The organism is Streptomyces sp. NBC_00669 (genome assembly GCF_036226785.1).
Taxonomy (GTDB): domain Bacteria; phylum Actinomycetota; class Actinomycetes; order Streptomycetales; family Streptomycetaceae; genus Actinacidiphila.
In genome coordinates, this window is sequence record NZ_CP109018.1 from 311,963 (window position 1) to 324,722 (window position 12,760).

Consider the following 12,760-nt stretch of genomic DNA (forward strand, 5'->3'; position numbering starts at 1 on the left):
TCGCGGTGGCGTAGGGCGAGTCGGTCCTACCCGAGGGAGGAGACGGTGTGCGGCCAGGAACCGAAGGGACGCCGGCACACGTCTCTCGCACCATGACTTCGGACCACCAACAGGTGAACGCACCCTCCGCCGGGCTTGCCTCGCCCTCCGCCGCGCCTGTGGATACGCCGGAAGTGAACCCCTACGACGTCTTCGCCGAGGGGTACACGGCCGCGAACGAAGCCGGCCTCATCAATGCCTACTACCAGCGGCCCGCGATGCTGGCCCTCGCCGGAGAGGTGTCCGGGCGCCGGATTCTCGACGCGGGCTGCGGTTCCGGCCCCCTGATCGCCGAACTGCGCGACCGCGGCGCCGTCGTGAGCGGTTTCGACGCGAGCACCCGGATGCTGGAGCTGGCCCGGAAGCGTCTCGGCGACGACGCGGACCTTCAGTTGGCCGACCTGGGCAGCCCCCTTCCCTACGCCGACGACACGTTCGACGACGTCACAGCGGCCCTGGTGCTGCACTATCTGAAGGACTGGGGTCCGGCGCTGGCCGAGCTGCGGCGCGTACTCAAGCCCGGCGGCCGGCTGATCACGGCCGTGGAGCACCCTTTCGCCATCAACCTGATGCACCGCGAGGCCGGCCGCCAGGACGAGTACGGGTACTTCGACACCACGAACTGGGTCGAGGAGTGGACCTTCGGCGACCAGAGCGCCCCGGTGAGCCGCTGGCACCGGCCGCTGCACGCGATGACCGACGCGTTCACGGCGGCCGGCTTCCGGATCACGGCCATCAGCGAGCCGGCGCCCGATCCGGCCGCCCGCGACCTGTTCCCCGACGAAGCCGCCGCCCGCTCCCGCTTCCTGTGCTTCCTGTTCTTCGTCCTGCACGCCGACTGAGACGCTGTCCCGGTATCCGGCGGCGGAACGGCCGGTACGCGGCCCGCGCCTCCTCGCGCCCCGCCTGGACACCGGCCTGGGCGTCCCGGGACGTGATGCGAGCCGTACCCGGCACCGCCAGTACCGCACCCGGACGGGCGCGGGAGGCGCCCGTCCGGGAGGCGTCAGAGCCGGCGGAAATAGACGGTGAGCGGAACCGGTGTGCACCCGAGCGCCTCGTAGAGCGCCCGGGCCGGTGCGTGGAACCCGTCTCCCCCGGTGCCGATCTCGACGACCTCGGCGCCGAGGGCCCGCATCTGCGCAAAGGCGTGTTCGCACAGGGCGGTGCCCACGCGGTGCCGCCGGTGCCGGGCCGAGACGGCGAGGATCGTGACGTCGCCCTTCTTGCGGGTCGGGTCGACGCTCCACGCCACGTAGCCCGCGAGGGCGTCCTCGTCTTCGGCGAGGGCGACGTACCGGTGCCGTTCGGGCGCGTGGAGTTCGGCCACCTGTTCGCGGTAGTCCTCACGCCAGTTCCCGTGTTGGACGGCGAAGACGGCCTCGCCCACCAGCGGGCGGAAGGAGTCCTCGTAGAACGGCCGGAACGTCGCGATGGTCAGTTCGGTGAGTGGTGCCAGGTCGTGCGGGGTGAACGCACGGATACGCATGGGAGTGTGCCTTTCGGACTGAGGGCGTGCTGAGACGCGGTGAGGCGTGGTGACCGAGCGAACAACGGCATCGGCCCGCTCCCGGCCACGACATCGGCGTCGGGCCGGTCCCTCAGCGGCGCGTACGCCACGTGGCAAAACACTCCATGGCCCGCATCATAGCGGCGGGGCGTACGCCGATACGCCGAACTCCCGTCGGCCGGGCGGCGACAGCCGTAGGTCGAGACGGCGGGACCTGGGCGCCCGCTAGGCTGCGGCCGCACGCGCCGCACCGCTTCGGAGGAGCCGTGGACATCGCATCCGCCCAGCAGCTCGCCTGGGAGAACAAGCTCGCCAAGGGCTTCAACATCGACGATGTGGCCCTGGAGTTCGGGCTGCTCACCGCCGAGGTGGGCGAGGCGTTCACCGCGTGGCGCAAGGGGCATGCCGACTTCGGGGAGGAGTTGGCCGACGTCTTCCTCTATCTGACCGCCCTGGCGCAGATGAACGGGCTGGACCTCGACGCCGAGGTCGCCCGGAAGATCGAGAAGAACAAGCGGCGCACGTACGAGCGCAACGCGCACGGAGCGCTGGTCAGGACGAGCGACGGCTGAACGCCGTTCGCACCGCACGCCGAGGGGGCTCGCCCGGGCCCGGACCAGGCCAGTCCGGGCCGGGCCGGTCACGGGCCGGTCCGGCGGCGTAACGGGCCTATACGTCGAACGGGCCGATCGGGCCGAGCGCCAGGCGGACCGTGATCCGCTTGCCGACCGGTTCGCGGCGGACCTCGAAGCCGTCGCAGAGCGCGAAGACGATCTCCAGGCCGTGCTGGCCGATCCGGCCGGGCTCGGCGGCGCGGGCGAGCGGCAGCGTGGCGTCGGTGTCCCAGGTGGTGATCTCCAGCACCGGGCCGCGGATCTCCAGGTTGAGCACGCAGGGCCCGGGGGCGTACTTCACCGCGTTGGTGACCAGCTCGCTCACCACGAGCTGGGCGTCGGCGTGCGCCTGGGCCGGTACGGGCAGGCCGTGCCGGTCGCGGGCGCGGTCGAGGAAGGCCGCGGCCATGGCGCGGGCGACCGCGATCGAGCCGGTGTCGCCGTCGTACGCCGCGCCGACCCACAGGTCGGGCGTCGCCGCCGGGGCCCGGCCGTGCTCGGCCGTCGTGCTGTCGTTCATCCCCGCGCCCCTTGTCCGTTCCCCGTACGTTCGTCGTACGCGACGCGAGCCGTATACCCCGTCCCGCACGGGTCAATACATCCCGCGGCACTCTCCTTCCGCATACTCCCGGGGCACGCGCCGGCGCACTCGCCGTCGCGGCGGGGCGGGCCGTGTGCGGGGCCGATGCGGGGGCAAGCGACTCCTGAGAGTGCACATGACAGAACGTGGCGGAACGTGACATGCGGAGGTTGTCGTGGAGATCTCGGGGATCATCAGTGCCATCGTGATCGGCATCATCATCGGCGTGCTGGGGCGGCTGGTCGTGCCGGGCCGCCAGCACATCGGGGTGGTGTGGACGATCCTGATCGGCATCGTGGCCGCGTTCGTCGGCGCCGCGATCGCCAGTTGGGTGGGCGTGGCCCATACCCACGGCGTGGACTGGATCGAGTGGCTGATCCAGATCGGGCTGGCGGCCGTGGGCATCTCCGCCCTGGACCGGCGCGGCTACAGCCACCGGTAACGGCCGGTGCCGGCGCAGCACGCGCCGCCCCGCCCTCGCGCGGAGCGGCGTGTCGCCGTGTGCGGAGGCGTGCGGCCGTCCGGTACGGGTACGGGTTCGGGCGACGGGCAGCGGTACGGCGGGCGGCGGTACGGCGAGCAGCGGTACGGCCGGCGGCGCCGCAACGGCGCCGCCGAACCGGGTCACCCCGCTACCGCGCCAGGAACGCCGCCACCGTCTTCCCCCCGCCGTCGCGCGGGTGGATCGCCAGGCCGTCGGCGAGCTTGTGCACCATGGACCAGCCGAAGCCGCCGGTGCGCCCGGTCCAGTCCGGACGGCGCAGCCGGGGCATCGACGGGCTGGCGTCGTCGACGGCGACGTGCAGGCGCTCCGGGGTGCTGCTGAACCGGACTTCGAGTGCCCCTCCCGCGTGTCGGATCGCGTTCGTCACGAGTTCGGAGACCATGAGCAGCAGGTTCTCGGCGACGGCGGCCCCCACCCGGGGGGACAGTCCGTCGAGGAACGCTCTCGCCGCACTTCTGGCCTCGGCGGCGGCTTCCGGCCGGCACACCAGGTCCACCCGGTCGGTACCCGTTCCGCGGGCTTGCACGTCCTCCACGGCCTTCACCCCATGACCACTCGTCCACTGCCCCGCATGAGCGGCTGCAACGCTCTCCTACCCGGGACGCCCGGGTATCTGCGCGGATCGGCGTAGATGGATGCACGGAAGTCGGACAGGAACGCTCTGAAGGACCCGTACGACCGGTACGGCACACCACGACGGAGGGGAATCCAAGGATGACGGACACGGAGGACGGCCATGGCCAGGACGGTGCGCACGCCGGCGGGTACGACGACGCCCGACCGCACGGCGAAGTCCGCACGCACGACGACGCCCACCCGCCTGAGCGCAGGCCGCTCGGCCTGGGGGCTGTACCGCGAGACCCGTCGCCCGGGGGCCCCGGGGCTGGCCCGGCGGCTGGTCGCGACGCCGCGGATGGTCGCCGCGGTGCTCGGCCGCCGCTACCCGGGGCTGTCCCGGCGCCGGCTGGCGGCGTTCTCGCTGCTCGCCGCGCTGTACGTGCTCTCACCGATCGACGCGATTCCGGACGTGATTCCGGTGCTGGGCTGGACGGATGACTCGGCGGTGGTTCTTTGGTTCGTCACGGGCCTCGTCCGCGAGTCGGGCCGCTATGTCGAGTGGGAGAGGCAGTACCGACAGTAAGGTTTCGGAAATGCACAAATGGAGTGGCCACCCCTTTCCGCTCGGCGCCACCTTCGACGGCACCGGCACCAATTTCGCGCTTTTCTCCGAGGTCGCCGAGAAGGTCGAGCTGTGTCTGCTCGACGACTCGCGCAAGGAGACGCGGGTGACCCTGACCGAGGTCGACGGTGTCATCCGGCACGCCTACCTGCCCGGCGTCGGCCCCGGGCAGCGCTACGGCTTCCGGGTGCACGGCCCGTACGACCCGGCGCGCGGGCACCGCTGCAACCCCGCCAAGCTGCTGCTCGACCCGTACGCCAAGGCGGTCGAGGGCCAGGCCGACGGCCACCCCTCGCTGCTCGGATACCGCGACGGCGACCCGGACACGCCCGACACCGCCGACAGCCTGCCGCACGCGATGCTCTCGGTGGTCGCCGACCCGTACTTCGACTGGGGCGACGACCGGCTGCCGAAGCGGCCGTACCACGAGACGGTGATGTACGAGGCGCACGTGCGCGGGCTGACCATGACCCACCCGGGCCTGCCCGCGGAGATCCGCGGCACCTACGCGGGCCTGGGCCACCCGGCGGTGATCGAGCACCTGACGAAGCTGGGCGTCACCGCGGTGGAGCTGATGCCGGTGCACCAGTACGTGCAGGACGGCCATCTGCTCGGCCGCGGCCTGACCAACTACTGGGGCTACAACACCATCGGCTTCTTCGCCCCGCACAACGGCTACTCCTCCGCGGGCGGTTGCGGCGGGCAGGTCACCGAGTTCAAGTCGATGGTCAAGGCGCTGCACGCGGCCGGGATCGAGGTGATCCTCGACGTGGTCTACAACCACACCGCCGAGGGCAACCACCTGGGCCCGACGCTCTCCTTCCGCGGGATCGACAACGCGTCGTACTACCGGCTGGTGGACGACGAGCCGGCGTCGTACTTCGACACCACCGGCACCGGCAACAGCCTGCTGATGCGCAGCCCGCACGTGCTCCAGCTGATCATGGACAGCCTGCGCTACTGGGTGACCGAGATGCACGTCGACGGGTTCCGGTTCGACCTGGCGGCCACGCTGGCCCGGCAGTTCCACGAGGTGGACCGGCTCTCCGCGTTCTTCGACCTGGTGCAGCAGGACCCGGTGGTGTCGCGGGTCAAGCTGATCGCCGAGCCGTGGGACGTCGGCGACGGCGGCTACCAGGTCGGCAACTTCCCGCCGCTGTGGAGCGAGTGGAACGGCCGCTACCGGGACACGGTGCGGGACTTCTGGCGGGCCCGCGACGGCGTGCTGCCGGAGTTCGCCTCCCGGCTGACCGGCTCCTCCGACCTGTACGCGGGCGAGCACCGCAGGCCGCGCGCCGGGGTGGACTTCGTGACGGCGCACGACGGCTTCACGCTGCGCGACCTGGTGTCGTACAACGACAAGCACAACGACGCCAACGGCGAGGGCAACCAGGACGGCGAGAGCCACAACCGGTCCTGGAACTGCGGCGCCGAGGGCGACACCGACGACCGCGGCGTGCTGACGCTGCGGGCCCGGCAGCAGCGCAACCTGCTGACCACGCTGCTGGTCTCGCAGGGCGTGCCGATGCTGCTGCACGGCGACGAGATGGGCCGCACCCAGCGCGGCAACAACAACGCCTACTGCCAGGACAACGAACTGTCCTGGACCGACTGGGAGTTGGATGCCGAGCAGCGCGACCTGCTGGACTTCACCCGGCGGTTGATCGCGCTGCGCCGCGGTCACCCGATCTTCCGCCGGCGCCGGTTCTTCCGTGGCGGCGTCGGCAGCGACGGCGGCCCCGGGGACCTGACCTGGCTGCGCCCGGACGGCCGGGAGATGGCGGAGCGCGACTGGGCGCGGCGGGACGCGCACGCGATCGCGGTGCACCTCAACGGCGACGCGATCTCCGAACCGGACGCGCACGGGCAGGCGATCACCGACGACTCGTTCCTGCTGCTGTTCAACGCGCACTGGGAGCACGTGGCGTTCCGGCTGCCGCCGGGCGAGTTCGGGCACGGCTGGAGCGTGGTGGTGGACACCGCGGAGCGCTCCGCGGGCGACGCCGACCCCGCGGTGCGGTTCGCGGCCGGGGACACCCTCAAGGTCGAGGCGCGGGCGGCGGTCGTGCTGATGCGGGTGCCGGACGGGACCGGCTGACCGGCTCGGCCCGGTCGGGTCTGGTCCGGTCCGGTCCGGGCGCGTCTCATCCGGTCCGGTCCGGGCGCGGATGACGCGCTACCGGCACGATGACGGAGTACGGGCGCGATGACGCGCTGCGGGCGCGGAACCGGCTTACGGTTCCGCGCCCGTACCGCTGGGTGACCGCCGCCCGTGGCGGCCCCGGGTCGGCCTCGCGCCCGCGGGCGGCCCCGGGGCTCAGAACGCCCCGACCGCCAGCAGCACTCCGCAGACGGCCAGGGCGGCGCCGGCCAGCACGTTGAGCGCGGTGGTGCCGCGCCGCGGGCCGACGCCGCCCGCGGCGGCCTCCCGGGCGGCGACCCGGCTGTGCGGGTACTGCCCGCGGGCGAACCGCCGGCTGAAGACCACGAAGAAGACGCCCCACAGGGCGAGCAGCACACCGAACCCGGTCCGCATACGGTCCTCCAACCGCCGTCCACCGCTTCTCCCGGTCGCCTTGCCCCGACCGCCACCGGCAAACGGCCGCGGTCTCCCCCGCCGCCGCCGTCACTGCCGCCGCCGTCACTGCCGCCGTCGTCACTGCCGCGAACGGGCCGGAGGAGCCGCCGGGCACACCCGGGAAGATGTATCCGCCCGGTACCGGGCAGCGCCCGAACCGGGCGCCGGAGCCGCGACTTTGGGTGCTTTTCGCCGCGACTTCGGGCACTGCCCCTCCGCGACCTGCGCCGACTGTTCATTCGAACAGGTCGAACCGGACCGTTTGTTGTCCGTTGTGGGCCATGGACGGGCAAAGGCCCAGCGGTATAAATCTTCTACGGGCGATACCGGGCAGGCCGTGCCCGGACCGGAGCGAGAAGCGAGGTGGGCATGAGAGCCGAGGAGCGTCAGCACCGCATCCTGACCCTGGCCCGCCACCACGGCCAGGTCGAGGTCACCGCGGTCGCCTCCGACCTCGCGGTCGCCCCGGAGACGATCCGGCGTGACCTGGGAGTGCTGGAGCGCCGCGGCCTGGTGCGCCGCACCTACGGTGGCGCGTATCCGGTCGAGGGCGCGGGATTCGAGACCGCGCTCGCCGAGCGGGTCAACCTGCACGTCGCCGACAAGCGCAGGATCGCCGCCGAGGGGGTCAAGCTGCTCGGCGAGGCGGAGACGGTGTTCGTGGACGAGGGCTACACACCGCAGTTGCTCGCCTCGCTGCTGCCGCGCGACCGTCCGTTGACGGTGGTCACCGCGTCGCTGTCCACCGCGGCGGCGGTCGCGGAGTCCGCGGACACCACGGTGCTGCTGCTCGGCGGCCGGGTCCGGGCCAGGACCCTGGCGACCGTCGGCTCGTGGGCCTGCGCCATGCTCTCCGGTTTCGTCATCGACCTGGCGTTCGTCGGCTCCAACGGCATCTCCCGTGAACTGGGCCTGACCACACCCGATCCGGTCGTCGCCGACGTCAAGGCCAAGGCGCTGGAGGTCTCGCGCCGGCGGGTGTTCGTGGGCCACCACAGCAAGTTCGGCGCGAGCAGCTTCTGCCGCTTCGCCGAAGTCGCCGACTTCGAGGCGATCGTGACCGACACCGGCCTGTCCAGCACCGAGGCGCACCGCTACACCCTGCTCGGCCCGCGCGTCTTCCGGGCCTGACCCGCGGCGCCGTCCGCCCGCTGCCCCTGACCCGAACAGCCGCCACCGACCCCGCCGTTCCGCCGGCCGCCCCCGTTCCACCGCCCGTCCCCGTTCCGCTCGCCGTTCCCCCGTCCCCCACCACCCGTCCTCCCCCGCGCCGCCTCCCCGCGCCGCCTTCCCCACCGCTCCCCCCACCCCGCCCCCACCGATTCGACTTCGGCCCAACCCCCCTGTTCCACCAGCCCGTTCCGGCATGCCGCCATCGGCCCGCCGGATACTCCCGCACACCCCGACTCCAGTCATGAAAGGGACGAATCATGACATCCTCCACCGGCTCGACCGGCGCCTCCCGCAGACTGCGCCGCCGTACCCTGCCCCCGCTGGCTCTGGCGGTGTCGGGCATGCTGCTCGCGGCCGCCTGTTCGGGGGCGGGCGGGGCCGGCGGCGGCTCCGGCTCGCACTCCATCAACGTCCTGATGGTCAACAACCCGCAGATGGTCGACCTGCAGAAGCTGACCGCCGCGAACTTCACCAAGTCCACCGGGATCAAGGTGAACTTCACGGTGCTGCCCGAGGACGACGTCCGCGACAAGATCACCCAGGACTTCTCCAGCCAGGCCGGGCAGTACGACGTCGGCACCATCAGCAACTACGAAGCGCCGATCTTCGCCAAGAACAACTGGCTCTCCCCGCTGACGTCCGAGGCGAAGGCCGACACCGCCTTCGACCAGAGCGACATCCTGCCCGCGATGCAGCAGTCCCTCACCTACCAGGGCCAGTTGTACGCCGAGCCGTTCTACGGCGAGTCGTCGTTCCTGATGTACCGCAAGGACGTCTTCGCCGCGAAGCACCTGACCATGCCGGCCAACCCGACCTGGACCCAGGTCGCCGACCTCGCGGCGAAGGCCGACGGCGCGCAGAAGGGCATGAAGGGCATCTGCCTGCGCGGCCAGCCCGGTTGGGGCGAGATGATCGCGCCGCTGACCACCGTGGTGAACACCATGGGCGGCACCTGGTTCGACAAGGACTGGAAGGCGCAGGTGGACAGCCCGGCCTTCACCAAGGCGACGCAGTTCTACGTGGACCTGGTGCGCAAGCACGGCGAGGCCGGCGCCGCGCAGTCCGGGTTCACCGAGTGCCTCAACGACCTGGAGCAGAGCAAGGTCGCCATGTGGTACGACGCCACCTCCGCGGCCGGCTCGCTGGAGGGCTCCGGCTCGCCCGTCGCCGGGAAGATCGGCTACGTGCCCGCGCCGGTGGAGCAGACCAAGAACTCCGGCTGGCTGTACACCTGGGCGTGGGGCGTGCAGAAGGCGAGCAAGCACCAGTCCGACGCGTGGAAGTTCATCTCCTGGGCGTCCGGCAAGGGCTACGAGGACCTGGTCGGCAAGCAGTTGGGCTGGTCCCGGGTGCCGGCCGGCAAGCGCGCCTCGACGTACACCAACCCCGACTACGTCAAGGCGTCCAGCGCCTTCGCCACGCCGACGCTGAACGCGCTGAAGGCCGTCGACCCGGCCAACCCGGGGGTGCAGCCGCGGCCCGCGCCCGGCATCCAGTTCGTCGGGATTCCGGAGTTCACCGACCTGGGCACCCAGGTCTCCCAGCAGCTCTCCTCGGCCATCGCCGGCCGCACCAGCGTGGACAGCGCGCTGAAGGCCAGTCAGAAGCTCGCCGAGAAGGTCGCCGGCAAGTACGCCGGCAAGTGAGCGGGAATCCGACACGATGAGTACTCCGTCGATCATCCGCCACCGCCACGCGCCGCCGGTCGTCTCCCGGTCCGCCGCGGGCCGGGCACCGCGCCGGCCGCGCGGTGCCTGGGCCCGGCGGGCGCCGCTGCTGCCCGCGCTGGTCTTCATGATCGTGGTCACCCAACTGCCCTTCGTCGGCACCCTGGTGATCTCGTTCATGCGCTGGAACGCCCTGGACCCGAGCGACAAGGGCTTCACCGGCCTCGACAACTACAAGGAGGAGTTCACCGACCCGCAACTGCGCTCGGCGCTGACCACCACGGTCGTGCTGACCGTCACGGTGGTGCTGGTCAGCCTGGTGCTGGGGCTGGGCCTCGCGCTGCTGATGGACCGGAAGTTCCCCGGCCGGGGCGCGGTGCGCACCCTGCTGATCACGCCGTTCCTGGTGGTGCCGGTCGCCTCCGCACTGCTGTGGAAGCACGCGCTGTACAACGCCACCTACGGCTTCATCAACGGTTCGCTCACCTGGCTGTGGAGCCTGTTCGGCAGCGACTCCGCGCCGCAGCCCGACTGGCTGTCGACGTCGCCGAAGCTCGCCGTCGAGGCGTCGTTGATCTGGCAGTGGACCCCGTTCATGATGCTGATCCTGCTGGCCGGCCTGCAGTCCCGCCCCACCGACGTGGTCGAGGCGGCCCGGGTGGACGGCGCCGGCAGCTGGGACATCTTCCGCTACCTGACCTTCCCGCACCTGCGCCGCTACCTGGAGCTGGCCGCGCTGCTCGGCACCGTCTACGTGGTGCAGAACTTCGACGCCGTCTTCACCCTCACCTCCGGCGGCCTGGGCACCGCCAACCTCCCCTACGCCGTCTACAGCACCTTCTACGAGGCCCATGACTACGGGCAGGCGTCGGCCGAGGGCGTGATCGTGGTGATCCTGTCGATCATCGTGGCGACCTTCGCGCTGCGCTCGGTCTCGTCGCTGCTCAGGGAGGAGACCCACTGATGGCCGCCACCACCCTCGACGCCCGGGCCGCCGCGCCCGTCGCCGGCATCGCGCCGCGCGAGCGGAAGGAACGGCGCTCCCGCCGGCTGCTGGCACTGGGCGCCTGGATCTGCGGGATCGTCTTCTTCCTGCCGTTCGCGTGGATGGTGCTGACCTCCTTCCACAGCGAGCAGGACGCCGGCACCAACCCGCCGAAGATCGACGCCCCGCTCACCCTGCACGGCTACCGCGAGTTCTTCGGCTCCGGCACCGGGGTCAGCCCGTGGCCGCCGCTGATCAACTCCCTCACCGCCAGCGTCGTCTCGACCCTGCTGGTGCTGGTGCTGGCCACCCCGGCGGCGTACGCGCTGTCCATCAAGCCGGTACGCAAGTGGACCGACGCGATGTTCTTCTTCCTGTCCACCAAGATGCTCCCCGTGGTCGCCGGCCTGCTGCCGGTCTACCTGATCGCGAAGAACATCGGCATGCTCGACAACATCTGGCTGCTGGTCATCCTCTACACCTCGATGAACCTGCCGATCGCGGTGTGGATGATGCGGTCCTTCCTCGCCGACGTGCCCGGCGCGATCATCGAGGCCGCGTCCATCGACGGCGCCGGGCTGCCCACCATCCTGACCAGGATCGTCGCGCCGATCGTGGCGCCCGGCATCGCGGCGACCGCGCTGATCTCGTTCATCTTCAGCTGGAACGAGCTGCTCTTCGCGCGGGTCCTCACCGGCGTCACCGCGGGCACCGCGCCCGTCTTCCTGACCAGCTTCGTCACCAGCCAGGGCCTGTTCCTGGCGAAGGTGTGCGCCGCCGCCGTCTGCATCTCCCTGCCGGTACTCGCCGCCGGGTTCGCCGCCCAGGACAAGCTCGTCCAGGGCCTCTCTCTTGGAGCCGTCAAGTGAAAGCAGCCGTCATCAGCTCTCCCGGCCAGGTCGGCATCGAGACCGTGGAGGACCCGGCGCCCGGGCCGTCCGAGGTCGTCGTCCAGGTCGCGGCCTGCGGCCTGTGCGGAACCGATCTGCACATCCTCCAGGGGGAGTTCGCGCCGACGCTGCCGATCGTGCCGGGCCACGAGTTCGCCGGCGAGGTCGTCGCGGTCGGCGCCGGGGTGCGCGACCTGCGCACCGGCGACCGGGTCGCGGTGGACCCGTCGCTGTACTGCCACGAGTGCCACTACTGCCGGATCGGCCGCAACAACCTGTGCGAGCGGTGGAACGCGATCGGCGTCACCAAGCCCGGCGGCGCCGCGGAGTTCGCGGTCGCCCCGGCCGCGAACTGCGTCAAGCTCCCCGAGCACATAGCCACCCGCGACGCCGCGCTGATCGAACCACTGTCCTGCGCGGTGCGCGGCTACGACATCCTGCGCTCCCAGCTCGCCACCCACGTCCTGATCTACGGCTCGGGCACGATGGGCCTGATGATGATGGAGCTGGCCAAGCGCACCGGCGCGGCGAGCGTGGACATGGTCGACGTCAACGAGGAGCGGCTGGGCACCGCCCGGCGGCTCGGCTGCTCCGCGACCGCGACCAGCGCCGACGAGCTCGACCAGCCGCGCGGCTGGGACGTGGTCATCGACGCCACCGGCAACGCGGGCGCCATCCAGGACGCCCTCGGCCGGGTCGGCAAGGGCGGCACCTTCCTCCAGTTCGGTGTCGCCGACTACGCCGCCCGCGCCACCATCGAGCCGTACAAGATCTACAACCAGGAGATCACCATCACCGGCTCCATGGCGGTGCTGCACAGCTACGAGCGGGCCGCGGAACTGTTCGCCGGCGGGGTGCTCGACCCCGAGGTGTTCATCAGCGACCGGCTGCCGCTGGTGGACTACGCGGCGGCCCTGCAACGCTTCCAGGCGGGCGTGGGCCGCAAGATCCAGGTCCTGCCGTAGGGCGTGCCGGCGTAGGGCATGTCCGCGTAGGGCGTGTCCGCAGCGCCGTCGCCGTCCGTGTCCCCGCATCCCCG

14 protein-coding genes are annotated in these 12,760 nt (G+C 71.5%); 10 read left to right on the top strand and 4 right to left on the bottom strand.

Going from position 1 to position 12,760, the window contains the following annotated elements:
• Positions 1 to 92: 92 nt before the first annotated feature.
• The gene (locus tag OG896_RS01305) at positions 93 to 881 is read left to right on the top strand and encodes a class I SAM-dependent methyltransferase (protein ID WP_329361547.1); all 789 of its coding nucleotides are present in this window, start codon (positions 93 to 95) and stop codon (positions 879 to 881) included.
• A gap of 164 nt (positions 882 to 1,045) precedes the next feature.
• Here OG896_RS01305 and OG896_RS01310 read toward each other — a convergent pair whose 3' ends face one another.
• On the bottom strand, positions 1,046 to 1,528 hold the full coding sequence (locus OG896_RS01310; RefSeq protein ID WP_329361549.1) for a GNAT family N-acetyltransferase: 483 nt from the start codon (positions 1,526 to 1,528) through the stop codon (positions 1,046 to 1,048).
• A 287-nt stretch (positions 1,529 to 1,815) separates the two neighbouring features.
• Here OG896_RS01310 and OG896_RS01315 point away from each other — a divergent pair, with 287 nt between their 5' ends.
• Complete coding sequence (locus tag OG896_RS01315; protein ID WP_329361551.1) at positions 1,816 to 2,121, top strand: MazG-like family protein; 306 nt, start codon at positions 1,816 to 1,818, stop codon at positions 2,119 to 2,121.
• A 97-nt stretch (positions 2,122 to 2,218) separates the two neighbouring features.
• Here OG896_RS01315 and OG896_RS01320 read toward each other — a convergent pair whose 3' ends face one another.
• Positions 2,219 to 2,683, bottom strand: coding sequence for an ATP-binding protein (locus OG896_RS01320; RefSeq protein ID WP_402446044.1), 465 nt, complete (start codon positions 2,681 to 2,683; stop codon positions 2,219 to 2,221).
• A 235-nt stretch (positions 2,684 to 2,918) separates the two neighbouring features.
• Here OG896_RS01320 and OG896_RS01325 point away from each other — a divergent pair, with 235 nt between their 5' ends.
• Positions 2,919 to 3,185, top strand: coding sequence for a GlsB/YeaQ/YmgE family stress response membrane protein (locus OG896_RS01325; protein ID WP_328473210.1), 267 nt, complete (start codon positions 2,919 to 2,921; stop codon positions 3,183 to 3,185).
• Positions 3,186 to 3,375: 190 nt separating this feature from the next.
• Here the strand turns inward: OG896_RS01325 and OG896_RS01330 are convergent, their stop codons facing one another.
• Positions 3,376 to 3,783 carry an ATP-binding protein gene (locus tag OG896_RS01330; protein WP_329361554.1) on the bottom strand — a complete coding sequence of 136 codons (408 nt, stop codon included), beginning with the start codon at positions 3,781 to 3,783 and terminating at the stop codon, positions 3,376 to 3,378.
• Between the two features lie 201 nt (positions 3,784 to 3,984).
• Between OG896_RS01330 and OG896_RS01335 the strand changes: the two genes are divergently transcribed.
• Complete coding sequence (locus OG896_RS01335) at positions 3,985 to 4,389, top strand: YkvA family protein (RefSeq protein WP_329361556.1); 405 nt, start codon at positions 3,985 to 3,987, stop codon at positions 4,387 to 4,389.
• A gap of 10 nt (positions 4,390 to 4,399) precedes the next feature.
• The gene (glgX, locus tag OG896_RS01340) at positions 4,400 to 6,526 is read left to right on the top strand and encodes a glycogen debranching protein GlgX (protein ID WP_329361557.1); all 2,127 of its coding nucleotides are present in this window, start codon (positions 4,400 to 4,402) and stop codon (positions 6,524 to 6,526) included.
• 219 nt (positions 6,527 to 6,745) lie between these two features.
• Here glgX and OG896_RS01345 read toward each other — a convergent pair whose 3' ends face one another.
• Positions 6,746 to 6,964: a hypothetical protein gene (locus tag OG896_RS01345; RefSeq protein WP_329361559.1), complete on the bottom strand. Its 219-nt coding sequence runs from the start codon at positions 6,962 to 6,964 to the stop codon at positions 6,746 to 6,748.
• 411 nt (positions 6,965 to 7,375) lie between these two features.
• On the opposite strand from OG896_RS01345, the gene OG896_RS01350 reads away from it, so the two are divergent.
• The 5 genes from OG896_RS01350 (at position 7,376) to OG896_RS01370 (ending at position 12,686) form a co-directional block, all read left to right on the top strand.
• Complete coding sequence (locus OG896_RS01350; protein WP_328473201.1) at positions 7,376 to 8,137, top strand: DeoR/GlpR family DNA-binding transcription regulator; 762 nt, start codon at positions 7,376 to 7,378, stop codon at positions 8,135 to 8,137.
• A 299-nt stretch (positions 8,138 to 8,436) separates the two neighbouring features.
• The gene (locus OG896_RS01355) at positions 8,437 to 9,825 is read left to right on the top strand and encodes an ABC transporter substrate-binding protein (protein WP_443056899.1); all 1,389 of its coding nucleotides are present in this window, start codon (positions 8,437 to 8,439) and stop codon (positions 9,823 to 9,825) included.
• Between the two features lie 16 nt (positions 9,826 to 9,841).
• A complete protein-coding gene (locus OG896_RS01360; RefSeq protein ID WP_329361561.1) occupies positions 9,842 to 10,810 on the top strand; it encodes a carbohydrate ABC transporter permease in 969 nt (322 codons plus the stop codon).
• Positions 10,810 to 11,700, top strand: a complete 891-nt coding sequence (locus OG896_RS01365) for a carbohydrate ABC transporter permease (protein ID WP_329361563.1) — start codon at positions 10,810 to 10,812, stop codon at positions 11,698 to 11,700. Before OG896_RS01360 ends, OG896_RS01365 begins: the two co-directional genes overlap by 1 nt.
• Positions 11,697 to 12,686 (top strand): zinc-dependent alcohol dehydrogenase family protein, encoded by a 990-nt coding sequence (locus tag OG896_RS01370; RefSeq protein WP_328473195.1) that lies wholly within the window; start codon positions 11,697 to 11,699, stop codon positions 12,684 to 12,686. Before OG896_RS01365 ends, OG896_RS01370 begins: the two co-directional genes overlap by 4 nt.
• Positions 12,687 to 12,760 lie beyond the last annotated feature (74 nt).